Raw genomic sequence first — 23,415 nt, 5'->3', positions numbered from 1 at the left:
CTGTCGATCATGGGTGAGCCGCAGCCGATCCTCGAACCGCTCACGCCCGCCGCCATCTTCCTCGTCGCCACCATCGACGAGGGAGGCGAGCAGACGGTGCGTGACCTGCTCGCCGACCTGCCCGGCCTGCGGCGCTCGGTCGGGTTCCGCATGCCAGGCGCGGGCCTGGTGTGCAACACCTCGATCGGCAGTGACGCCTGGGACCGGCTGTTCAGCGGCCCGCGTCCGGCCGAACTGCATGTGCTGCCCGAATTCGCCGGCGCGCACCACAGCGCGCCGTCGACCCCGGGCGATCTGCTGTTCCACATCAAATCCGAATTCCAGGACGTCTGTTTCGAATTGGCGATGACGATCGGCGATCGGCTCGCGGACGCGGTCACCATCGTCGACCAGACCGTCGGCTTCCGCTATTTCGAACAGCGCGATCTGCTCGGCTTCGTCGACGGTACCGAGAATCCCGAGGGTGCCGCGGCCGCGACGGCGACGCTGATCGGCGACGAAGACCCCCAATTCGCCGGTGGCAGTTACGTCGTCGTGCAGAAGTACCTGCACGCCATGGCCGATTGGCGGGCGCTGTCGGTCGAGGAACAGGAACGTGTCATCGGCCGCACGAAATTGGACGATTTCGAACTCTCCGACGCGGACAAGCCCGCGAACTCCCACGTCGCGGTGAACACCGTCATCGACCCGGACGGCAACGAACGCCAGATCGTGCGCGCCAACATGCCGTTCGGCAGCGTGCGCGACGGCGAGTTCGGCACCTACTACATCGCCTACGCGGCCACACCGAGCGTCACCGAGACCATGCTCTCGCGCATGTTCGTCGGCACCGACGCGGCCGCATACGACCGCATCCTGGATTTCTCCGTCGCGGTCACCGGCACCCTGTTCTTCACACCGCCCGCCGACTTCTTCGACGATCTGCCCGAGCCGCCCGGTGTCGGGACCGCCACCGCCGCGGTCGAAGAGTCCGTCGTCGGCGCGCGCGGCCCCCGCGACGGCGACGCCGGTTCACTCGGCATCGGCACCCTGAAAAGGAGTAGGCAATGAACAACCTCTATCGCGAACTCGCGCCGATCACCGAGGAAGCCTGGGCGGCGATCGAGGAGGAGGCGACCCGCACCTTCAAGCGGCATATCGCCGGTCGCCGCGTGGTGGATCTGTCCGGCCCGCACGGCGCCGCGTACTCCGCGGTCGGGCTCGGCCGCACCACCCCGATCGCCGCGCCCGATCAGGGTGTGCAGGCCCGGCAGCGCGTGGTCGCGCCGCTGGTGGAGCTGCGCGTGCCGTTCTCGCTCTCGCGCGAGGAGCTCGACAATGTCGAACGCGGGGCCAACGACACCGATCTGGACGCGGTGAAGGACGCGGCGCGCAAGATCGCCTTCGCCGAGGACCGCGCGATCTTCGAGGGCTACGCCGCCGCGGGGATCACCGGCGTGCGGGCCAGTTCCTCCAACGCACCGGTCAGACTGCCCGAGGATCCGAAACTGGTCCCCGAGGCGCTGGCCCAGGCTCTGTCGGCCCTGCGGCTGGCGGGGGTGGACGGACCGTATTCGGTGCTGCTCAGCGCCGACCTGTACACCGCGGTCAGCGAGACCTCCGATCACGGTCACCCGATTCGCACCCATATCGAGCGGCTGATTCCCGACGGCGAGATCGTCTGGGCGCCCGCCATCGACGGCGCCTTCGTACTCACCACCCGCGGCGGCGACTTCGACCTACGGATCGGTCAGGACGTCTCGATCGGCTACCTCGCGCACAACACCGAGACGGTCGACCTGTACTTCCAGCAGAGTCTGCAATTCCTCGTCTACACCGCCGAGGCGGCCGTCGCACTGGAAGCCTGAGCCGACGCCACCGGGACGCGCGGTACGGTGAGCCCGCTGGACGCGGGAGGCGAGATGACGATGGTGCGCGCGGGTGTCGTACCCGGCGGACGAATGGCGCTCTACGGCGCGCTCGGTACGGCGGTGACCGCGGGAGTCTGCGCGGCGATCACGGTCGGGTTCGGGTTCAACCGGATCGTGACCGGTTTGCTCGCCGGCGCGGTCGCGGGAGTCGCGGTGCTGGTGGCACTGTTCGGCCGCGACGCGGTGGTACTCACCGAGAACGCGATCTACCGGCGCACCCCTTGGTCGCAGACGAGTATCGCCTGGGATCGGGTGGTGGCGGGCCGGTTCGCACTCGACGAGCAGGCCCGCTGGTCGCTGGCGCTGGACTTGACGGGCGGGCGGGAACGGCACGGCGAATTGGTGCTGCTGTCCATACCGCCGGTCAGCGGGCCGGTGGCGGGCGCATACGACCTGCGCAAACGCGAACAGGTGACCGAGATACGGGAGTTTCTGCGGCGCAAGCGTGTTCCGGTCACCGTGCTGCCCGAGATCGCGGGGGCGCTGAGCGAGCACTGGCAGATCGCCCCGCCGGCGCGCTGAGCCGCCGCGAATGCCCGGAGATCGCGGGGGCGCGGATGACGCGCGGCGCGATGTTCCTATACTTTGGCTTCTGTGTCGATGATGAAGGGCGCCAATGTGCCGGTGCCGATGTCCGCGGTCCGCATCGAACTGGGGTGGCAATCGGGTCCGGGAGTTCCCGACGCGGATGCCTCCGCCCTGTTGCTCGTCGGTGGCAAGGTCAGATCCGACGCCGACTTCGTGTTCTACAACCAGCCCCAGCATCCCTCGGGTGCGGTGCGTCACGAGGGTAAGCAGCAGGGTCCGACAGTTCTCGACAATCTGTCGGTGAATCTGGCTCAGCTGGAACCGCAGATCGAGACGGTGGTCATCGCGGCCTCCTCCGACGACGGCACCTTCGGTCAGTTCCAGGGGCTCTACGTCCGGGTGCTCGACGCGAACAATGGCGCGGAGGTCGCGCGGTTCGACAGCACCGGGGCGAGCACCGAGACCGCCTTCGTCCTCGGCGAGTTGTACCGACGTCAGGGTGCGTGGAAGTTCCGCGCGGTCGGCCAGGGTTACGCGTCGGGGCTGGCCGGCCTGGCCACCGATTTCGGCATCTCCGTCGATGACGCGCCCGCCGCGCCGCCCGCGCAACAGCAGGACGCGCCCCCGGCCCAGCAGGGCTTCGCTCCTCCCCCGCCGCCGCACCCGCAGTACGCGCCGCCTCCGCCGCCGCAGTACGCGCCGCCGGAACAGCAGTTCGCGCCGCCTCCGCACCAGCAGTACGCGCCGCCTCCGCAACAGCAATACGCGCCGCCTCCGCAGCAGGGGTACGCGCCCCCGCCGGAACAGCAGTACGCGCCGCCTCCGCCGCCTCAGCAACAGCAATACGCGCCGCCGCCCCAGCAGTCCGGCCAGCCCGCGCCGACCGGCGGCGCGCCGGTCAATCTCAGCAAGATATCGCTGACGAAGGAAGCGCCGTCGGTCTCGCTGACCAAGACGGGCGCGACCGGCGGCATCATGCGGGTCAACCTGAACTGGACCGGTCAGCAGTCCAGTCGCGGTGGCGGTCTGTTCGGCCGCAAGCGCGGCAGCGGCCTTGACCTGGATCTGAGCTGCTTCTTCGAATTGTCCGACGGACGCATCGGCTCGGTGCGCGCGCTGGACCGCTCCTTCGGCGATCTGCACCAACCGCCGTTCATCCGGCTCGACCAGGACGACCGCACGGGCGCGAGCGCCGCGGGCGAGAACCTGGACATCAACCTGGATTTCACCGCGCACTTCCGGCGCATCCTCGTGTTCACCTCGATCTACGAGGGCGCCAACGACTTCCGCGGCGTGCAGGCGACGGTCACGCTGTATCCGCTGAACGCGACGCCGATCGAGATGACCCTCGACGGATGCGTGGACGATTCGCGCGACGCGGTGCTGGCCCATATCGAGAACATCAACGGTGAACTGGTGGTCCGCCGCGAGGGCACGTTCATCCGGCCGCCCGCCGGACGTCCCGGCGCGGGCGTCATGGAGATCGCCCAGCGCTACAACTGGAACTTCGGTTTCAAGGCCGGTCGCGGCAAGGACTAGGCAGGTCTCCCGATAGCCCCGCAGCCGCGGCACACGGATCCACTCAGCCGAGCGGCGCGGCCTGTCGGGCGAGCAATTCGGCGGCCGCGTCCCGCACCGAGTCGAGGTCACCGGTCCAGCCGAGCATGCGCAGGGCGGTGTCGGGAATGGTGCGTTCGGCGTAGGCCGGGGCCGCGCCCTCGTCGGAGCGCATGCTGATCACCGTCTCCACCAGGCGGAAGGGCAGCACTTCGGCGCCGGGGATGCCGTCGGGTCCGGCGTCGGCGACGATCCGCGCGGCGAATGTCTCGTAGTGGCGGCGCAATTCGTCGCGCCGTAGCCGGAAGGGCGCGAAGCGTTCGGTGCGCACCTCGGGCAGCAGGTACAGCGCGCCGAGATTCCAGCGCGCGGCACAGAGTTGGCGCACGTCGAAGCGGGCCAGCGCGTAGAGGCGGACCTGCGCGGGTTCGGTGAGTCCGTCGAGTCGCGCGGCCAACTCCAGTGGCGCGGTGATGGTCTCGGCCAGCAGCGCGTCGAGGATGTCGTCCTTGGCGGCGAAGTGGTGGTACAGCGATGCCTGCCGGATGCCGACGGCGTCGGCCACGGCGCGGGTCGAGGTGTTGGCGTAGCCGTTGGTGGTGAACAACTCTCCCGCCGCGTCGAGGATTTCCGCGCGGGGGGTGTGCCCGCGACGGGTTCGCTGTTCCAGTCGGGGACGGCCGGGGCCAGGATTTGCCACGTCACCATTCTTCCATCGCGGTCGGTGAGAGATTTCTGTCACTTGATAGAAATCAAGGCAACACAGAAGTTACCGGCGTTGCCACAAGCGATACACGCAGGTCACCGAATCCGCGATCGCGGACGCAAAACTGTCATTCGATAGGTATTGGCCGCTCGCCGAAGGACCCGCCCATGGCCACGACAGTTTCCCCGCCCGCACCACCCGAGCTCGGCCGCGACAGCGCGGACCTCGAAAGCTTTGGCTACCAGCCGGTTCTGCATCGCAAACTCGGACGCTACGCCTCGTTCGCGGCGGGCTTCTCGTTCGTCTCGATCCTGACCACGATCTTCCAGTTCTTCGGACTCGGCTATTCCTTCGGCGGCGCCGCCTTCTTCTGGACCTGGCCCATCGTCTTCGCCGGACAGTTGCTGGTCGCCCTGAACTTCGCCGAACTCGCCGCCCGCTACCCGATCTCCGGCTGTATCTACCAGTGGTCGCGGCGGCTCGGCGGCGAGATCGTCGGCTGGTTCGCGGGCTGGATGATGGTGATCGCGCAGATCGTCACCGCCGCCGCTGCCGCCATCGCGCTGCAAGTGGTCCTGCCCTCGATCTGGGGCGGTTTCCAGCTGGTCGGCGAGGACAGCGCGCTGACCTCGCCCTCGGGCGCGACCAATGCCGTACTGCTCGGCAGCATCCTGCTCGTGGTCACCACCGCGATCAATGTCATCGGCATCGACCTCATGGCGCGCATCAACTCCGTCGGCGTCACCGTCGAGATCGTCGGCGTCGCGGCCATCGTCGCGCTGTTCTTCATCGATACCGAACGCGGACCCGGCGTCGTGTTACAGACCGAGCACGCCGCCCCCGGCCCGTACTGGTCGGCGTTCCTCGTCTCGGGACTCATGGCCGCCTATGTCATGGTCGGCTTCGACTCCGCCGGTGAACTGTCCGAGGAGACGAAGAATCCGCGCCGGGTCGCGCCACGCACCATCCTGACCGCGCTGTCGGTCTCGGCGCTCGGCGGCGGACTCATGCTGCTCGGCGCGCTCATGGCCGCTCCGAGCCTGGACGACGGGTCGCTGGCGACCGAGGGCCTGGCCTACGTGCTGACCGCCAAACTCGACACCGTGCCCGGCAAGATCCTGCTCGGCTGCGTCGCGGTCGCCGTCACGGTGTGCACCCTCGCAATCCAGACCGCGGGATCGCGGCTGATGTTCTCGATGGCGCGCGACGGCAAACTCCCCTTCGCCAAGCAGTTGGCGGCGGTGCACCCGCGCTACGGCACGCCCGTCTGGCCCGCGGTGGTGATCGGCGCGCTCGGCATCGGGCTGCTGGTGCTGAACCTCGGCAATGCCGCCATCTTCGCGACATTGGCCGGCGTCTGCATCGTCACGCTGTATCTGGCCTATCTGCTGGTCACCGTGCCGCTGCTGCTCCGCCGGGTCAAGGGGTGGGACGACGAACGCGATCCTTCGCTGTTCTCGCTTGGCCGCTTCGGTATTCCCGTCAATGCCGTGGCCGTGCTGTGGGGCGTCGCGATGGTGATCAATCTGGCCTGGCCGCGCGCCGAGGTCTACATCCCCAATGGCGGCGGCTGGTGGATGCTGTGGGCCGCACCGCTGTTCGTCGCGCTGGTGGTCGCGGTCGGACTGACCGTGCACCGGTTGGTCGTCGTCGGACCGTCCCGCGCCGAGACGCCGGAGACCGCGGTCGCGACCGCGTGATCCGGCCGACGGGTGGCGGGCACGGGACCGCCCGCCACCCGTCACTTCCACTTCGACCGCCGCACCGACGAATTCGTCCCCGACATCCCGGGGACTTCCGCGAAGGAGCATCATGACCGACCAGAGCACCGCCTCCGCCGACGGGGCCCGCGCGCACGCCAGAGGGCAGGCCGCCGCCGCGACCCTCGCGCGCCCCGATCTGCCCGCCGACGTGGACCCGGCGAAGATCACGTGGTCCCAACGGATTCCGTCGGGCGGGTACGCCAATGTCGTACTCGGCCGCGGCACCCGGGTCCGCCTCGGCGATCCGGCCGGAGCGGCCTGCGCGCACCTGCTGTTGCTGCGGGCCGACGCGCCATGGGAGCGGCTCAACGTCGCGGACACCGTGAAAGTGCCGTGGCAGGCGTATCTTTCGTCTGGCCACCCGCTGCTGTCGGACCAGGGCCGGGTCCTGGCCACCGTGCTCGCCGACACCTCCGCACGGCACGACACCCTGTGCGGTCCGTCCGAGCCCGCGCGGGCGCTGCTGCGGCTGGCGGGGTCGAAGCAGGGGCTCCAGCCGCGCGATCTCGCCCCGTCGGTGTCGTTCTTCCGCGGCGTCCGCGTCGCCGCCGACGGCGCCCTCGTCCCCACGGGCGGAACGGGACCGGGCGCGACGGTGGATCTGCTCGTCCATCTGCCCGTCGTCCTGCTCGTCGCCAACGCGGTGCACCCGCTGGACGCGCGCACCACCACCGATCTCGACATCGTCGCCTGGTCCGCGCCCGCGGACCTGGCGACCGCGGGCGCGGGGGCCGGCCCGGAATATCAACGGGCCGTGCAGAACACCGAAGCGGCGTGGACCGCCGCGCGGAACAAGGAGGCTCTGGTATGACCACGGCAGCGGCCCGCACCGTCGTTCTGGACGAAACCGTGCCCGCCCGCGCCCCTTGGTCGACGGTGGTGCGCGCGGGTGCGGAACTCGAGATCATCGACCTGCACGGCAATCAGGCGGTGGACTGTCTGCTCTACTCCGCCGCCGACCACACCGACCGCTACAGCGCGCAGGCCACGGTCACCGCGCAGCGCAATATCTACCTCACCACCGGCAGTGTGCTGCGCACCGACGCGGGCACCGCGCTCATGACCGTGGTCGCCGACGAGGTCGGCAACCACGACACCATCGCGGGCGCGTGCTCACAGGAGTCCAATACTCTGCGCTACGGCCACCACACCCGCCATCAGCACGCGTGCGTGGAGAACTTCCTGGTCGAGGCGATGAAATGGGGGCTGGGCAAACGCGATCTCGTCTCGAATATCAACTGGTTCATGAACGTTCCGGTCGAACCGGACGGGACGCTCGGCATCGTGGACGGACTGTCCGCGCCGGGGAAGAAGCTCACGCTGCGCGCCGAGATCGACACGCTGGTGCTGGTGTCGAACTGCCCGCAGGTCAACAACCCGTGCAATGGCTTCGACCCGACCCCCGTGCGCATGGTGGTGTCGCGATGACCGTCACCGACCTGGCGGTCGCCGAGGCCACCGCCGTCCTCGAATCCGCCGCGCCGGTCCGGGGGGCCTGCGCCGAGGTCGTGCGGCCCGGCATGTTGACCACCGTGCAGGACTGGCCCGGCCGGACCGGATATTGGCATATCGGGGTGCCGCCGTCGGGTCCGATGGACGATCTGTCCTTCCGGCTCGGCAACCGGGTGCTCGGCAACGACGAGGGCGCGGGCGGGCTGGAGTGCACGCTCGGCGGACCCGCGCTGCGGTTCACCGCGGCCACCCGCGTCTGTGTCACGGGTGCGCCCGCGCGGGTGCGCGTTGACGACCGTCCCGCACGGATGTGGAGCACGGTCACGATTCCCGCGGGCGGTGTGCTCGACGTCGGCGCGGTGCTCGGCCCCGGTATGCGGACCTACATCCTCGTCGAGGGCGGCATTAGGCTACCCGAATACCTCGGCAGCATGGCGACTTTCACGCTCGGCAAGTTCGGAGGCGGCACCGGCGCGGCGCTGCGCGAAGGCCAACGCCTGCCGCTCGGCGACGCCCGCGGTCCGGTGGCGGCGGGCGTGCCGATGGACGCGCAACCGGTGCTCACCCACCGCTGGGAACTGGCCGTCACCGAAGGTCCGCACGGCGCACCGGAATTCTTCACGCGCGCCGATATCGAGACCATTCTCGGCACCGACTACACGGTGCATTTCAATTCCGATCGCACCGGCGTGCGGCTCATCGGACCGAAACCGGAATGGGCTCGATCCGACGGCGGCGATGCCGGGCTGCACCCGTCCAATATCCACGACACGCCGTATTCGGTTGGCGCACTGGACTTCACCGGTGACACCCCGATCCTGCTCGGCCCGGACGGTCCCAGCCTCGGCGGCTTCGTCTGCCCGGTGACCGTGGTGGCCGCCGACCGGTGGAAGCTCGGTCAGCTGGCCCCCGGCGACACCGTGCGTTTCGTGCCCATCCGCCGCGAGCACGCCGCCTCCCTGCGCGACCTCGGTCCGGCGCGGCGGGCCACCTTGCCGTCGGTGCTGTCGAACGGCGGCGACGGCGACGACGGCGTACTCGGACGCGGCGAGGTCGACGACGAGATCGCGGTCACCTATCGGCGCGCGGGCGATGACGGCGTGCTGGTCGAATACGGCGCCATGACCCTGGATCTCGGGTTGCGCGCGCGCGTGCACGCACTGCACCAGCACCTGCTGGCCGCCGGAGTGCGCGGGGTGACCGAGCTGACCCCGGGTGTGCGCTCGCTCCAGATCCGCGTCGACCCGCACATCCTGTCGGTGCCCGCGTTGCTGACGCTGCTGGCCGAGTCCGAGACGCTGCTGCCCGCGGCCGACGATCTCGTGGTGCCGAGCCGCACCGTGCATCTGCCGCTGTCCTGGGACGATCCCTCGACCCGCGAGGCCATCACGCGATACATGCACGGGGTGCGCGCCGATGCGCCGTGGTGTCCGTGGAATATCGAATTCATTCGCCGCGTGAACGGTCTCGGGTCCGTTGAGCAGGTGTACGACACCGTCTTCGGCGCGGAATATCTCGTGCTCGGACTCGGTGACGTCTATCTCGGCGCACCGGTGGCGACGCCGATGGACCCCCGCCACCGACTGGTGACCACCAAATACAATCCGGCCCGGACCTGGACGCCGGAGAACGCCGTCGGCATCGGCGGCGCCTACCTGTGCGTCTACGGCATGGAGGGACCAGGCGGCTACCAGTTCGTCGGCCGCACCACCCAGGTGTGGAATCATCGCGCCACCGAATCACCGTGGCTGCTGCGCTATTTCGATCGCATACGGTGGTATCCGGTGGAGGCGGACGAACTGCTCGACCTGCGCGCGGATTTCGCGGCGGGTCGGGTGCGGGTCCGTGCCGAGGACGGTGAGTTCCGACTCGCGGACCACCGGCGGTTCCTCGCCGAGAACGCCTCCTCCATAGCGGAATTCCGCACCGCCCAGGCGGAGGCGTTCACCGCCGAACGCGATTCGTGGCGTCTGACCGGAGAATTGACCGGTGACTGATTCGGCGCGGGTCCCGCCGAATAGGCGTCTACCGACCGACTGACCCGCCTGCCAGGCCGCGCAGCAGGATATCGACGCCGCCCCCGAACTCCTCCTCGGGCGAGACGCCGCGGGCCACCCGCGCCGTCCGCGCCAGCAGCGGGAATTGCTCCGGTGACAGGTTCGCCATCGCCGCGGTTCCCTCGCCGCGCAGTGCGGCGTGGTGCTCGTTCTGAAGGAATCCGAGCAGGAAGGCGATCACGGCACGCTGGGCGACGACCCGGTCGCGGCCCTCGAACCCGGCGTCGGCCAGTACGGTCAGCATGGCCTCGATATAGCGCAGGGTGGCCACCGAGGATTGCCGGTGGCGCAGTACCAGGGGGACGGTCTCCGGGTGATCGGACACCGCCGCGCGCATGCGGTGCAGCAGGGTGGCGAGACGGTCGCGCCAGTCGGCGGCGGGCGGGAGTGCCAGGTCGATCGGGTCTAGCACGCGGTCGACCACGAGTACCTCGAGCTGGTCGCGGTCGGCGACGTAGCGGTACAGGGCCATCGTCGCGACCCGCAGTTCCTTCGCGACCGCGCGCATGGTCAGCGCGGACAAGCCGTCCCGACGATGCCACTGCCCACTCGTGTCACCACCCGGACCCTGACCTCGGTGATGGTGTACAGACCAGCGAGCTGGTGCACGCCGGGTCGGCTAGGCTCGCGGGCATGTCTGTCTACCTCGTCACCGGTGCCGCCGGATTCATCGGCGCGAACTACGTGCATTTCCTGGCCGAGCATGAGCCGGATGCACACGTCGTGGCGGTGGACTACATCGGGTTCGCCGGCAACATCGCGAACCTGGATTCGGTGATCGACAAGGTCAGCTTCGTGCAAGCCGATATCGCCGACCTGGCGGCGATGGAAGCCGTCTATCGGCAGTATCGGCCGGATTACGTGGTCAATTTCGCTGCCGAATCGCACAACGATCGCGCGATCCTGGGCCCGTCGGTGTTCATGCGCTCCAACGCATTGGGGGCGCAGGTGATGGCCGAGTGCAGCCGGTTGATGCCGGTGACCTCGCACGTGCATGTGTCCACGATCGAGGTCTACGGGGAACTGGCGCCGGGACAGCAGTGGTTCACCGAACGATCACCGTTGAACGCGAAGACGCCATATTCGGCCGCGAAGGCCGCCGGTGATCAGATGGTGCGCGCCTACATGGCGACCTACCCGGACCTGAATATCCGAATGACGCACTGCGCCAACAACTACGGTCGCTTCCAGCTGCCAGAGAAGCTGATCCCGCTGGCGGTGACGAACCTGCTGCGCGGTCGCAAGGTCCCTGTCTATGGCGACGGGTTGCAGTCGCGGGACTGGCTACACGTCGATGACCACTGCGCGGCGGTTCATCAGGTGTTGCACGCCGACCTTGTCCCGATTCCAGCAGCGGCGGGCACCGATCCGGGGTTGCTGCCGATTTTCGATATCTCGGCGCGCTGCGAGGTCACCAACCTCGATATCGCGCACCGGGTCGTGGCTGAGCTGGGACTCGATCCCGCCAAGTGGATCGAACACATCCCGGACCGGCCCAACCATGATCGCCGCTACCTGATCGACCCCACCAAACTCGAAACCGAACTCGGCTGGGCGCCGACACGGCAGTTCGATGCCGGGATCGCCGAAACGGTGGCCTGGTATGTCTCCCATCGCGACTGGTGGGAGAAGATCATCACCGAGAAGGGCGACCTGGGCTTCGACTGGTCACGGGTCGGTCCGGCCGCGGTCGGCTAGCCCGGACCGGTGGTTGCCAACACGACGGCGGCGATCACCTTCTCGACGACTGTGGTGTCCATCGATCGCCACAACGGCAGACAGATATGGCGCGCGGCGAAGTCCTCAGCGCGAACGAACCGATCACCGGAGTTGAGATCGGCGAACACCGGTTGCCGGTGGAGCGGTTGTTCGTATACGCCGCGAGCGAGGAGCACCCCGTGCTCGGCGACCGCCGCGCGCACCCCGTCACGATCAACACCGTCGGCGAGCAGCGCGACACATTTATGCCCGCTGACCTGGGCGTTGTCGCCGATGTCAGGGAAGACCAAGCGGGGACCGGCAAGAGTGTCCTGGTAGCGGTCGATGATGGCGCGGCGTGTGCGGGTGTCGTCGGCGAGCTGGTCGAGCCCGATCGTGCCCAGGACCGCGCCGATCTCGGTCAACCGCCAACTGTTTCCTGCCAGGACATGGACGCCGTCGCCGTTCTTGCCTTGGTTGCGGTATTGGCGAGCGAACGCGGCGAGGGTGGTGTCGTTGGTGGTGATCGCGCCACCCTCGCCGCCGGTGGTGACGACTTTGGTCGCGAAGAATGACCAGGCCGTCGCGATCCCGAACCCACCCGCCGGGATGCCGTCGAGGTGTGCGCTGTGGGCGTGGGCGGCGTCTTCGACCAATGCCACCCCCGCGCCTTCGCACATCGCCACCAACTTCGGTAGCTGCGGGCTCAGGTAGCCGCCGATGTGGACGACCACCACCACAGCGACCGAACCGGTCAGACGCGCGGCGATGTCGTCGAGGTCGGGATACAGGCCTGAATCGTAGAGTTCGACGCGGGCGCCCGCGCGCTGGGCGGCCGCCGCGGTGGCGTAGTTGGTGTTCGTCGGGACCAGCACGGTGCGCCCGGCCACGCCCACCCCCGCGAAGATGATCTCGAGCGCGGTCGACCCGGAGTTGACCGCGACCGCCTCACGAGTACCGGCCATCGCGGCCGCGCGCGCCTCGAACGCCTCGGTATGCCGACCGAGCACCAGCTCGCCCGATCGCAGGATGTCGGTGATCGCGGCAGCGGCCGTGGCGATCTCGGTGTCGCTCAGCGCGGCGGTGAACGGGATGATCATCGCGTCACCTGCATCGACTCGCTGACCCAGGGCTGCCCGGCGACCAGTCCGTGCGCGTCGTCGTCGCTCTCCGCCGCGCGGTCGACCCGCACACCGAGGGGCTCGGGCGTGCCGGTGATCGCGGCGGCGACTTCGCGCGATGCGTGCATCGCCAAGGTCATCTTGCCGGGCAGCGCCGTGAACAGTCCGTGGAGCTGTTCGCGGGCGGCGTGGTCGATGACCGCGTAGTTGGGGGCGGTGCCCCACTGGTCGGCGTCGGGCCCGAGGTGTTCGGTTTTCGAGCACACCCACGCGTTGGCCTGGCCGTAGGTGATGACTCCCGGTGCCAGCCATTCCCGCAGTTCGGCATCGAGCGCGGCGGCCTCGCCGGTGGGCACCGGCCAGCGGCCGGCGGTCGTCACCGTGGGCTGGACTCCGCCGTAGCGTGATGCCAGCACCACCCCGGTAGCGGTCGGTGCTAAGGCCGGCCACCCGAATTCGAGCCCGATCAGCGGCCGGGACAACACCCCGGGGTAGGCGGTGAGCATTTCCAGCCGTGATGACAGCGTGGCGCCGATCATCGACCCCGCGTCATCGAGTAGGGCGCGGGTGCCGATGCCCGCGCACACCACCACCGTCGGCGCGTACAACATCCCCTGTGCCGTCGCGACGCCGCGCACCCGCCTGGTCTCGGTGACGATCCGGGCCGCTTTCATCCCGACCGAGATCTGCACGCCCAGTCGAATACTTTGCGCGGCAAGCTGATTCAGCAGGGCGTGGGTGTCGATGACAAGTTCGCCGATCGCGCACGCGGCGACATCGCGGCCATCGACACGCAGTGTTTCGCCGATGTCGCGGCCGTCGACGCGGTGGTGGACGATGTCGTGACGCCGCCACAACTGGCGGTAGGTGTGCATCGTCTCGGCCGTACCGTAGTACCAGGACGGCTGTGTCGCGACCACGCAGTCAGGAAAGCTCGACCGGTAGGCGATCTGGGCTTGGGCGCAGGTAGTGACGATCTCGGGATGCCAGCGCGCGTACAAGGCCCCGGAGTGGATCAGGCCGTGGTTGCTTGTCGTCGCGCCCGCGCCCAGCAGGTCGCGCTCGATCAGCCGCACGCTGCGTCCCGCGCTCGCTAACCGGGCTGCGGTCATCAACCCGACGACTCCGCCGCCGATGACCACGCAATCGACTCCGTTTTTCATCATGCCCCCTGCCAGGTATTGGGCCATCTGATGTGGCCGGTGTCCCGGCTTCCAGGGTGGGCGCGAATCTGGTTGTGAACGAGCCGTTTTGCGTCTCCGGGCGTCTACACCTGCAATAGCATGAATCCATGACGACCCGTGGTCGCGGTGGAGGTGAGCGTGAAGCCGCTGTCGTGGCCGGTGCCAGGCTCAAGGCCGCGCGTGAAGCGGCCGGGCTGTCGTTGTCGCAGATGGCTGCTCGGCTGAACTTCAGCAAGTCCGCGCTCGGGCACTACGAGACCGGCGCCCGTGGGGCGCCGCCGGACTTGGCGTTGTGGTACGAACGCATCTGTGGTGCCTACACAGATCCCATCGCCGCGGTGACCGCGCTGGGCCGCGCCGATGTCGACCGGCGCTCGTTCCTGCTGCGCGCGGTCTACTCCGCGGCGTTGAGCGCGACCGCACTGAACACCCTCGACGCCGACCGCCTGATCACGACCTCGCCGACGCGCACGGTCGGCATGGGTGAAGTCGACGCCGTCCGCAACGTGACCTCGGCATTGCTATCGCTGGATGAAGCACGTGGTGGCGGCATCGGGCGCACGGCGGTCGCGGAATTCCTCGTCACCGACGTCGCTGACCTGCTCGGATCGCGTTTCGCTGACTCGACGGTGCGGGCCGAAGCGTTCTCCGCGGCGTGCGAGCTGGCCTACCTGGCAGCCTTCAAGGCCCACGACGCAGGCCAGGACGGAATCGCGCAACGGTACTACCTCGCCGCGCTGCGCCTGGCCGAGCAGGCGGGAGACCCCGCTCAGCAGGCGTGGGTGTTGCGGGCGTTGGCGTTGCAGGGTATCGATATCCGGCAGCGCCGGTTCAGCGTCGACCTCGCCGAAGAAGCCGCCCGGCGCGCGCACGGGCAGCTCGGTGCCGACACCGCCGCGCTGTTCACCGTCGGGTTGGCCCGCTGCCACGCCGAATCCGGCGATCACGCCCAAGCCCGAGACATCCTTACCCGCGCCGAACCCGTCATCACCGCCGATCCCACAGACCCGGGGCCCCGCGCGATCGCGATGTGGTGCCCGAACAAGGCCACCGTCGTCGACCAGGCCGCGAAAGCCTTCACCGCTCTGGGCGAACACGGTGAAGCGCAACGTCTGTTCACCCTCGGCGCGTCGATCTGGAACCCGGGCACCCACGCCCGCGTCCACGCACTCACCTGCGCCGACGCCGGACTCGCGCAGTGGAAGACCGGCGACGACGGCGGCGCGGTCGCTCTGTGGGCCTCGGTCGTCCCGGTCTTGCAGCGGGTACGGTCGGCCCGGACCGCGAAAGCATTGGACAAGATCGCCCGACACGCACCGGAACTAGTCACCGCCACCGTCTGACCCATGCTTGTGCGCGTCTATCGCCGGCGTCGTGCGGCGGGGTCGGTCTCGGCCTGCCAGCGGATCAACGCCTCCGCCGACGGGCGCGCGTACTTTCCCAACGACCGCACCGAGGTGTGTCCGCTCATCCGCATCAGCATCGGTGCTGTTGTCGTGGTTTGGGAGCGGCGTTCACGACAAGCTGACCATTCAGGACCTCGTACCGCAATCCATCGTCGGGCAGGTGATCGAGGTCCGCGGCGGTCCAACGGTCGGAGCCGGGGCTCGGCATCGCCATGGGTACACCTCCGACCTCACGAACGGGGACTTCTCGCGAAAGTCTATCCCAGCGCGCCGAGCGCGCCGCTCGCCCGCGTTCGGGGCGGGCGGCGGCCGGTCACTCCGCGACGATGACTCGGATCTCCGGGTCGGCGGGGGTGGTGGGTTCGTCGGGGGTGACGAACCAGTGGGTCACCTCGCCCTCGGCGAGGTCCTCGGTGACGTCGCCGGTGGGGATCACCGAGAGGGCGCCCGCGGTGGCGGTGGCGAGGAATTCGAGCAGGGCGGGGCGGCCGGTGGTCGCGGTGGTGTACGTGGTCGACTCGTAGTCGATCTCGTTCGTGTCGCGCACCTCGATGGCCAGATCCAGTGCCTCGGACTGGGTCAGGGTGACCCGGGTTCCGTCGACCACTTGGACGAAGGCGGCGTGGTCCTCGCCGAGGGGTCGGATCCGGTCGGCGTAGGACACCGGATGGGCCGCGGCGGCGGCCGATTCGGTCCGCACCTCGGGATCACCGGGGACCAGCCATCGCATCTCGCCCGCGACGGGCTCCGGGCCGATGCCGAACGCCGCGCCCGCGGCGATCATGTCGTCGGCCGTGGAGCCGTGGGCGAAAAGGCATGCGGCACCTGCCTTCTGGATCGCCCACGCCGCGACCACCGCGTCCACCGAACGCGGCAGCGTCAGCGCGACGACATCGCCCGGACCCGCACCGCGCGCGATGAGGACCCGCGCGAGCTGGGAGGAGCGCCGGTCCAGCACGTGGTAGGCGATCTCGTCGCCGCCCGCGAGCAACGCGGGAGCCTCGGGATCGGCCTCGACGACCTCGGCGAGCACCTTGGCGACCGTGCGCGCGCCGACCATCGTCGGTTCGGGCGGCGCGGACGCGGCGGCGATACCGGATTCGGCGAGCAGCCGGGCCCGTTCGGCGTCGTCGAGTATGTCGATATCGCGGACCAGTCCGGCCGGATCGCCGAGCAGCGCCTCAAGGACGCGCACCAGTCGCGTCGCGAGTGTCCGCACCTCGTCGGCGGTGAACCGGCTGGTGAGGTATTCGATATCGATGCCGAGGGTGGATTCGGCGGCCACCTTCAGTGTCAGCGGGTAGTGCGTGGAGTTGCTGACGTTCACCCCGGTGACGGACATGCCGTCGATGGAGCTCGCGGCCTCGATCGCCTCGCGGTCGATCGGATAGGACTCGAACACGAACAGCGTGTCGAACTGCGATCCGGCGCCCGCGGCCCGCTGGATGTCGGCGAGTCCGACATAGTGGTGATCGAGCAGATCCGCCTGGTCGCGTTGCAGACTCTGCAACTGCGCGCCGATGCTCGCGCCGTCGTCGATGCGGACCCGCACCGGCAGGGTGTTGATGAACAGACCCACCATCGACTCGACACCGGACAGTTCGGCCGGACGACCCGACACCGTCGCGCCGAACACCACGTCCGCGCGGCCGGTGAGCCTGCCGAGCAGGATGCCCCACGCCGCCTGCACCAGGGTGTTGACCGTGATGCCGAGTTCGGCGCAGTGCTTGGTCAACTGGCGGGTGCGTTCCACGTCGAGTTCGGTGACCACGTGCCCGGTCTCGTACTGCTCGGGCGTGCGCGGCTGCGGCGCGAGTTCGGTGGGTTCGCCGACCCCGTCAAAGGCGCGCGCCCAGGTGCGCAGCGAATCCTGGAGATCGCGTCCGCGCAGCCATTCGAGGAAGGTGCGGTAGGAGGCGACCTCGGGCAGCGCCGACATCTCGCCGCGCACCGCGTAAAGCACCAGCAGGTCCTGCATGAGCAGCGGCATGGACCAGCCGTCCATCAGCACGTGATGGGTGGTGATGGCCAGATGCCACTGTTCGGCGTCAGCACGGAACAGGGTGAAGCGCACCAGCGGCGGCGCGGCCATGTCGAACCGGTCGGCCGCGTCGGCGGCCAGGTGTTCGCGCAGCAGCGTCGCGCGCTGTTCCAGTGGCGACCCGGTGAGGTCGATCTCGCGCCATGGCACGTCGAGCCGGTCGAGCACGATCTGCACGGCCTGCCCCGAGGAGTCGGTGACGAACGCGGTCCGCAGGTTCGGGTACCGATCCAGCAGCCCCTGCGCGGCAGCGCGCAACCGTTCGGCGTCGACGGCGCCGGAGAGGTCGATGACCGCCTGCATGGTGTAGACGTCGACGGTCGCGGTGGTCATGAGCGCGTGGAACAGCAGACCCGACTGGAGCGGGGTCAGCGGCCAGGCCTCGCGCAGATTCGGATATTCGCGTTCCCACTGTTCGATATCGCCCTGGCCGACACGCACCAGCGGCATATCCGACGGGGTGTGCCCGCCCGCGTCGGGCCGTCCGGCGTGGACGGCGAGCGCGCCGAGCGCGGCCATCCACAGGTCGGCCAGCTCCCGCACCCATTCGGCGTCGAGCAGCTCCGACGGGGAGGCGAAGGAGGCGATCAGTCGCGGACCGGACGGGCCGTCGACCACCACGGTCTCGATGTCGAGTGTGGCGGCGGCGGGCATATCCGGCTCGCGCACGGTGACGATCTCCGCGGGCACGGTGCCCCGGTGGTGGAAGGCGACCTGCCCCACCGCGGGCAGGATGTGTCCGATGCAGGCGCGAGCGCCCGCGAGCGCCTGCTCCTTGACCGACTTCAGCACCCGTCCGGTGGCGGCGCCGCCCGCGAAGGCGTCATCGAGATCGATGTCGGCGAGGTCGACGCGCACCGGGTAGGTGCCCGCGAAACCGCCGACGGTGCGGGACAGGTCGGCCCCGGCGGTCGCGGTGCGGCCGTCGGCATCGAGCCGGATCGGGGTCGCCGCGCCGGGCCGCCTGCGCGCCAGCGCCAGGACCAGCGCCGACACCAGCGCGTCGGCGACCGTGGTCCGGTACAGGGCGGGCACGGTGTTCAGCACCGTGGCGGCGAGGTCGGCGGGCACCTCGACCCGCACCTGCCGCACGGTGGCGGCGAGGTCGCGGGCGGCGTCGAAGGCGCGGACGCCGAGCGGCGCGTCCGGCTTGGCCGGGAACTGCGCGGCGTAGCTGTCCGGCACCGGCATCGGCGTCTCGGCGACACCGTGCGCCCAGCGGCGCAGGGTGGTCCCGGTCTCGGGCAGTTCGAGCGTGGCGTCCACGCCGAGTCGGTCGGCGGCCAGCGTCAGCTCCGACAGCAGGATCTGCCAGGAGCGGTCGTCGACCACGAAACCGTGTACGACGACCAGCAATTCGTCGTCGCGCAGATCCTCGAAGGTGAACAGCACGAACTGGGCCATGACGCCGTTGTCCGGGTCGAGCCGCAGCGCCGCGTCCCGGCGTTCGGATTCGACCAGGGCGGCGAGATCGGTCTTCTTCTCGACCCGCGCCTCCCGCACCAGTTCCTCGACCTCGATCGAGCCGGTCGGCAGCGCCTCGAAGGTCCAGCCCGCAGGCGCGGGACGCAGCCGTGTGCGCAGCGCGTCGTGCCGGTCGAGGACGAGCGCGATCGCCTCGAGCATGGTGTCCCAGTCCAGGGCGGCGGGCAGCGGCAGCAGCACCGCCTGCGCGAAGTGGCGGTACGGCGTGCCGGTGGCGAGGGACGCGGCCACGGCGGGCGGTAGCGGGATATCGCCCACCCCGCCGCCGGGCAGTTCCCGCATCGCGGCGTGCGCCGGATCGGGCGAGGTGTCGGCGACCGCGGCCAGCGCCGCGACACTGCGCTGATCGAACACGTCGCGCACGCTGAACACCGCGCCGAGCGCCTTGGCCCGCGAGACGAGCTGGATGGACAGGATGCTGTTGCCGCCGAGTGCGAAGAAGTCGTCGTCGGCGCCGATGTGCTCGGTCTCGAGCACGTCGGCGAATACGCCCGCGATCAACTTCTCCGCCTTGGTCACCGGTGCGCGGAAGACGGCCTTCTCGAAGGCCGGCTCCGGCAGGGCGTTGCGGTCGAGTTTGCCGTTGGCGTTGAGCGGCAGGGCGTCGAGCGCGACGAAGGCATTGGGCACCATGTACGACGGCAGTTCCGCGGCGAGTGCGGAATGCAGTGCGCGACGGTCGAGTTCACCGGTCTCGGGATCGATGCCCGCCGGTGTCGGCACCACGTAGGCCACCAGGCGATCACCAAGACCCGGATCGGTGCGGGCGAGCACCGCCGCGGCCGCGATCGCGGACTGACGCAGCAGCGCCGCCTCGATATCGCCGAGTTCGATGCGGAAACCGCGGATCTTGACCTGGAAGTCGGTGCGGCCCCGGTATTCCAGTTCGCCGTCGCCGTTCCAGGCGACCAGGTCGCCGGTGCGGTACATGCGCTCGCCGTCCGCGCCGAACGGATCGGCGACGAAGCGTTCGGCGCTCAGATCCGGCCGGGCGAAGTAGCCGCGCGCCAACTGCGTTCCGGCCAGGTACAGCTCGCCGGAGACCCCGACCGGCACCGGCCGCAGACGCGCGTCGAGCACGTAGACCCTGCTGTTCCATTCCGGCGCGCCGATCGACACCGACACCTCGTCGGCCGCGGTGACCCGGTGGCTGGTGATCGACACCGCCGCCTCGGTCGGACCGTACAGGTTGAACAGCGCGGCGGCATTGCCCCGGCGGAAACGCTGTGCGGTGGCCGCGGGCAGCGCCTCGCCGATGGCCAGCACCCGGCGCAGCGAATCCGGCAGTCGCCCATCGGATTCGGTGAGCAGGGCGTCGAGCATGGACGGCACCACGTGCAGGGTGGTGACACCGGTGGCCCGCATGAGCTCGTTGAGGTAGGACGGGTCGCGATGTCCGTCGGCGGTCGCGATGACCAGCCTGCCGCCGCTCACCGCCGCCGACCAGAACTCCCACACCGAAAGGTCGAAGGTGGCCGCGGTCTTGAGCAGCACCGCGTCCTCGCCGCCGAGGTCGAATTCGGCGGTCTTCCACAGCAACTGGTTCACGATCGCGCCGTGCGGCACGGCCACGCCCTTGGGCTTGCCGGTGGAACCCGAGGTGAAGATGACGTAGGCGGTGTTCGCGGCGGTCAGGGCGCCGCGACGCTCACCCGTCGTCACCGGGTCGGCGGAGTGGGCCGACAGGTCGAGCCGGTCGAGGACCACCGACTCCGCGGCCGCGGTCTCGAACGATTCGCGGCTCGTGGTGAGCACGCATACGGGGGCCGCGGTGGCGAGGATGTAGTCCACGCGATCCGCGGGCTGATCCGGGTCGATCGGCACGTAGGCCGCGCCCGCCTTGGCGACCGCGTACATGGCGATCACCAGATCCGCGGAGCGCCGGATGGCCAGCGCCACCCGATCCTCCGGTCCGACGCCGCGACCGATGAGGTAGCGGGCCAAGCGGTTCACCCGGGCGTCGAGATCCGAATAGGTGACGTGCGCCCGCAGACCCGAGCCCTCGTCGGCGACCAGGGCCACCGTCGCGGGCGCGGCGGCGGCCACCGCGGCGTCGAACAGCGTGACCAGGGTGGCCTCGGTGTCGACCGGGTGCGCGGTGTCGTTCCAGCCGGTCAGGATGCGTTCGTGTTCGGCCGGGGTGAGCAGGTCGATCTCGCCCACCGGCACCGTCGCGTCGGCGACCACGGCGTCGAGGACGCGCACGAAGCGGTCCGCGAAGCCCTGCACCGTCGATTCGTCGAAAAGATCGGTGGCGTAGCCGAATTCGGTGATGATCTCGGCGGGCGTGCCGTCCTCGTGGTACCGGTCGTAGACGGTGACCTGTAGGTCGGTCTTGGCCAGCTGCGAGTTGAAGTTGACCGCGCTCACGGTGAGCCCGGGCAGCGTAAGCGCCGTCTCGGCCAGGTTCTGGAACGACAGGCCGATCTGGAACAGCGGATTGCGCGCGGTGGAGCGCTCCGGGTTCAGTACCTCGACCAGTCGCTCGAACGGCACGTCCGCGTTGGCGAATGCCTCGAGGTCGCGCTCGCGCACATCGGCGAGCAGATCGGCGAACCGGTCACCGGGCCGCACCGCGGTGCGGAACACCAGGGTGTTGACGAACATGCCGATGAGATCGTCGAGTTCGCGTTCGCCGCGGCCCGCGATCGGGGTGCCGACCGCGATGTCGTCGGTGCCCGACAGCCGCGCCAGCAGCACCGCCAGCGCCGCGTGCACGACCATGAACAGCGACGCGTGATTCGCGCGAGCCAGCTCGTGCAGGCCGGCGTGCCGCTGCGGGGATATCTCGAAGCGAATGGCCTTGCCGTGGAAGGACTGCGCCGGGGGACGCGGGCGGTCCGATGGCAGTTCGAGCTGATCCGGCAGGCCGGCCAGTGCGGTGCGCCAGTAGGCGACCTGCCTGGCGGCCGGTGACGTCGGATCGTCCTCCGACCCGAGCACCGCGCGCTGCCACAGCGCGTAGTCGGCGTACTGCACCGCGAGCGGAACCCATTGCGGCGCCTCGCCGTTGACCCGCGCCGCGTAGGCCGCCATGAGGTCGCGGGCCAGCGGACCCATCGAGGCTCCGTCGGCGGCGACGTGGTGCACCACGAAGGCGACCACGTGTTCGTCGGTGGCCGAATCGGTTCCGACGAGGCGGAACAACGCGACCTTCAGCGGAACCTCGCGGGTCACGTCGAAGGTGGTCAGCGCGAAACGGATGACGGTCTCGACGATCTCGTCCTCGGACACCTCCACCGGCACCAGTTCCGGCGGGGTGGTCGCGACCGGCAGGATGACCTGGCGCGGCCCTTCCTCGGCACTGGGGTAGGTGGTGCGCAGTACCTCGTGGCGGGCGAATACGTCGCCGATGGCCTGGGCGAGGGCGTGCACGTCGAGGCTGCCCGACAGCCGCACGGCCAGCGGAATGTTGTCCACGGCCGAGGCGGTGGTGTCGAACTGGTTGAGGAACCAGTAGCGCTGCTGGGCGGGTGAGAGCGGAATCAGGTCCGGCCGCTGCATGGTGGTCAGCCGCGGCCTGGTCCGGCCCGATCCGGCCAGCCGTTCCACGCTCGTGGCCAGTGCGACCACCGTGGAGGATTCGAACAGGTCGCGCACCGCGAGCTGGGTGTCAAGCGCCGCGCCGAGACGCGCGGTGACCTGGGTGGCAAGCAGCGAGTTGCCGCCGAGTTCGAAGAAGTCGTCGTCCAGACCGACCCGGGCTACGCCGAGCACATCGGCGTAGACGCCCGCGACGATCTCCTCGACCGGTGTGGTCGGGGCGCGGAAGACCTTGGCCTCGAACACCGGCGCGGGCAACGCCTTACGATCCAACTTACCCGAAGCATTCAACGGAAACGCATCCAACACCACAAAAGCACTCGGCACCATATACGCAGGCAACTCACCCGCCAACTCACCACGAACAACATCGACATCAACCGAACACCCAACCCCCGCAACCACATACGCAACCAACTGATCACCGAGACGATCATCCGACCGCACCAAAACCACAGCCTGCGCAACCGACCCCAACCCCGTCAACGCCGCCTCGATCTCACCCAACTCGATACGCAAACCACGCAACTTCACCTGAAAATCAGTACGACCCAAATACTCCAACTCCCCACCAGGAGTCCACGACACCAAATCACCCGTCCGATACATCCGCTCCGACACCCCGAACGGATTCGCCACAAACCGATCCGCAGTCAAATCAGCACGCCCCACATACCCCCGCGCCAACTGCACACCCACCAAATACAACTCACCCGCAACACCCACCGGCACCGGATGCAAACGCGAATCCAACACCAACACCCGCGTATTGAACACCGGCGCACCAATCGGCACACTCACCACATCCGCACCGACCACCTCATGGAACGTCACATCCACCGCAGCCTCGGTCGGACCATACAAATTATGCAACCGCGCACCGGTCAACCCACGCAAACGCTGCGCCGTCGCAGCAGGCAACGCCTCACCCGAAGCAAAAACATTACGCAAACTCACACACTCA

General features: G+C 69.1%; 15 protein-coding genes. 10 read left to right on the top strand and 5 right to left on the bottom strand.

All coding sequences use genetic code 11. The annotated features are described in order from the left end of the window. The first annotated feature begins 9 nt into the window (after nucleotides 1-9). From APZ21_RS27125 to APZ21_RS27110, 4 genes are all read left to right on the top strand, one after another. Nucleotides 10-1,050 (top strand): Dyp-type peroxidase, encoded by a 1,041-nt coding sequence (locus APZ21_RS27125; RefSeq protein ID WP_054816112.1) that lies wholly within the window; start codon nucleotides 10-12, stop codon nucleotides 1,048-1,050. Further along, complete coding sequence (locus APZ21_RS27120) at nucleotides 1,047-1,847, top strand: family 1 encapsulin nanocompartment shell protein (protein WP_054816111.1); 801 nt, start codon at nucleotides 1,047-1,049, stop codon at nucleotides 1,845-1,847. Before APZ21_RS27125 ends, APZ21_RS27120 begins: the two co-directional genes overlap by 4 nt. A 54-nt stretch (nucleotides 1,848-1,901) precedes the next feature. After that, complete coding sequence (locus APZ21_RS27115; protein ID WP_054816273.1) at nucleotides 1,902-2,432, top strand: hypothetical protein; 531 nt, start codon at nucleotides 1,902-1,904, stop codon at nucleotides 2,430-2,432. A 78-nt stretch (nucleotides 2,433-2,510) separates the two neighbouring features. Continuing rightward, the gene (locus APZ21_RS27110; protein ID WP_169812104.1) at nucleotides 2,511-3,977 is read left to right on the top strand and encodes a TerD family protein; all 1,467 of its coding nucleotides are present in this window, start codon (nucleotides 2,511-2,513) and stop codon (nucleotides 3,975-3,977) included. Between the two features lie 43 nt (nucleotides 3,978-4,020). On the opposite strand, the gene APZ21_RS27105 is transcribed toward APZ21_RS27110, so the two are convergent. After that, a complete protein-coding gene (locus APZ21_RS27105) occupies nucleotides 4,021-4,695 on the bottom strand; it encodes a TetR/AcrR family transcriptional regulator (RefSeq protein WP_054816109.1) in 675 nt (224 codons plus the stop codon). Between the two features lie 173 nt (nucleotides 4,696-4,868). Between APZ21_RS27105 and APZ21_RS27100 the strand changes: the two genes are divergently transcribed. The 4 genes from APZ21_RS27100 (at nucleotide 4,869) to APZ21_RS27085 (ending at nucleotide 9,913) form a co-directional block, all read left to right on the top strand. After that, nucleotides 4,869-6,401 (top strand): amino acid permease, encoded by a 1,533-nt coding sequence (locus APZ21_RS27100; protein WP_054816108.1) that lies wholly within the window; start codon nucleotides 4,869-4,871, stop codon nucleotides 6,399-6,401. 112 nt (nucleotides 6,402-6,513) lie between these two features. Continuing rightward, nucleotides 6,514-7,275, top strand: coding sequence for a DUF1989 domain-containing protein (locus APZ21_RS27095; protein ID WP_054816107.1), 762 nt, complete (start codon nucleotides 6,514-6,516; stop codon nucleotides 7,273-7,275). Continuing rightward, a complete protein-coding gene (locus tag APZ21_RS27090) occupies nucleotides 7,272-7,892 on the top strand; it encodes an urea amidolyase associated protein UAAP2 (RefSeq protein WP_054816106.1) in 621 nt (206 codons plus the stop codon). The genes APZ21_RS27095 and APZ21_RS27090 overlap by 4 nt, the downstream gene beginning before the upstream one ends. Continuing rightward, nucleotides 7,889-9,913, top strand: a complete 2,025-nt coding sequence (locus tag APZ21_RS27085) for a 5-oxoprolinase/urea amidolyase family protein (RefSeq protein WP_082393485.1) — start codon at nucleotides 7,889-7,891, stop codon at nucleotides 9,911-9,913. Before APZ21_RS27090 ends, APZ21_RS27085 begins: the two co-directional genes overlap by 4 nt. 28 nt (nucleotides 9,914-9,941) lie before the next feature. Here the strand turns inward: APZ21_RS27085 and APZ21_RS27080 are convergent, their stop codons facing one another. Next, on the bottom strand, nucleotides 9,942-10,496 hold the full coding sequence (locus tag APZ21_RS27080) for a TetR/AcrR family transcriptional regulator C-terminal domain-containing protein (RefSeq protein ID WP_054816105.1): 555 nt from the start codon (nucleotides 10,494-10,496) through the stop codon (nucleotides 9,942-9,944). Between the two features lie 110 nt (nucleotides 10,497-10,606). On the opposite strand from APZ21_RS27080, the gene APZ21_RS27075 reads away from it, so the two are divergent. Continuing rightward, a complete protein-coding gene (locus tag APZ21_RS27075) occupies nucleotides 10,607-11,671 on the top strand; it encodes a dTDP-glucose 4,6-dehydratase (RefSeq protein ID WP_054816104.1) in 1,065 nt (354 codons plus the stop codon). On the opposite strand, the gene APZ21_RS27070 is transcribed toward APZ21_RS27075, so the two are convergent. Both APZ21_RS27070 and APZ21_RS27065 read right to left on the bottom strand, forming a co-directional pair. Further along, nucleotides 11,668-12,771, bottom strand: coding sequence for a DegT/DnrJ/EryC1/StrS family aminotransferase (locus APZ21_RS27070; protein WP_054816103.1), 1,104 nt, complete (start codon nucleotides 12,769-12,771; stop codon nucleotides 11,668-11,670). The genes APZ21_RS27075 and APZ21_RS27070 overlap by 4 nt on opposite strands. After that, entirely contained in the window at nucleotides 12,768-13,955 is a 1,188-nt protein-coding gene (locus tag APZ21_RS27065; RefSeq protein WP_275426229.1) for an NAD(P)/FAD-dependent oxidoreductase, read from the bottom strand. The genes APZ21_RS27070 and APZ21_RS27065 overlap by 4 nt, the downstream gene beginning before the upstream one ends. Before the next feature lie 128 nt (nucleotides 13,956-14,083). Here APZ21_RS27065 and APZ21_RS27060 point away from each other — a divergent pair, with 128 nt between their 5' ends. After that, nucleotides 14,084-15,319 carry a helix-turn-helix domain-containing protein gene (locus APZ21_RS27060; RefSeq protein WP_082393483.1) on the top strand — a complete coding sequence of 412 codons (1,236 nt, stop codon included), beginning with the start codon at nucleotides 14,084-14,086 and terminating at the stop codon, nucleotides 15,317-15,319. Nucleotides 15,320-15,695: 376 nt separating this feature from the next. On the opposite strand, the gene APZ21_RS27050 is transcribed toward APZ21_RS27060, so the two are convergent. Next, nucleotides 15,696-23,415: non-ribosomal peptide synthetase (locus tag APZ21_RS27050; protein WP_156371358.1), on the bottom strand; the 7,720-nt coding region annotated here is incomplete at its 5' end.

The organism is Nocardia arizonensis (assembly GCF_001310275.1).
Classification (GTDB): Bacteria; Actinomycetota; Actinomycetes; order Mycobacteriales; family Mycobacteriaceae; genus Nocardia; species Nocardia arizonensis.
Note: the sequence above shows the minus strand (reverse complement) of the source record. Positions and strands in the feature narration are given on the sequence as shown.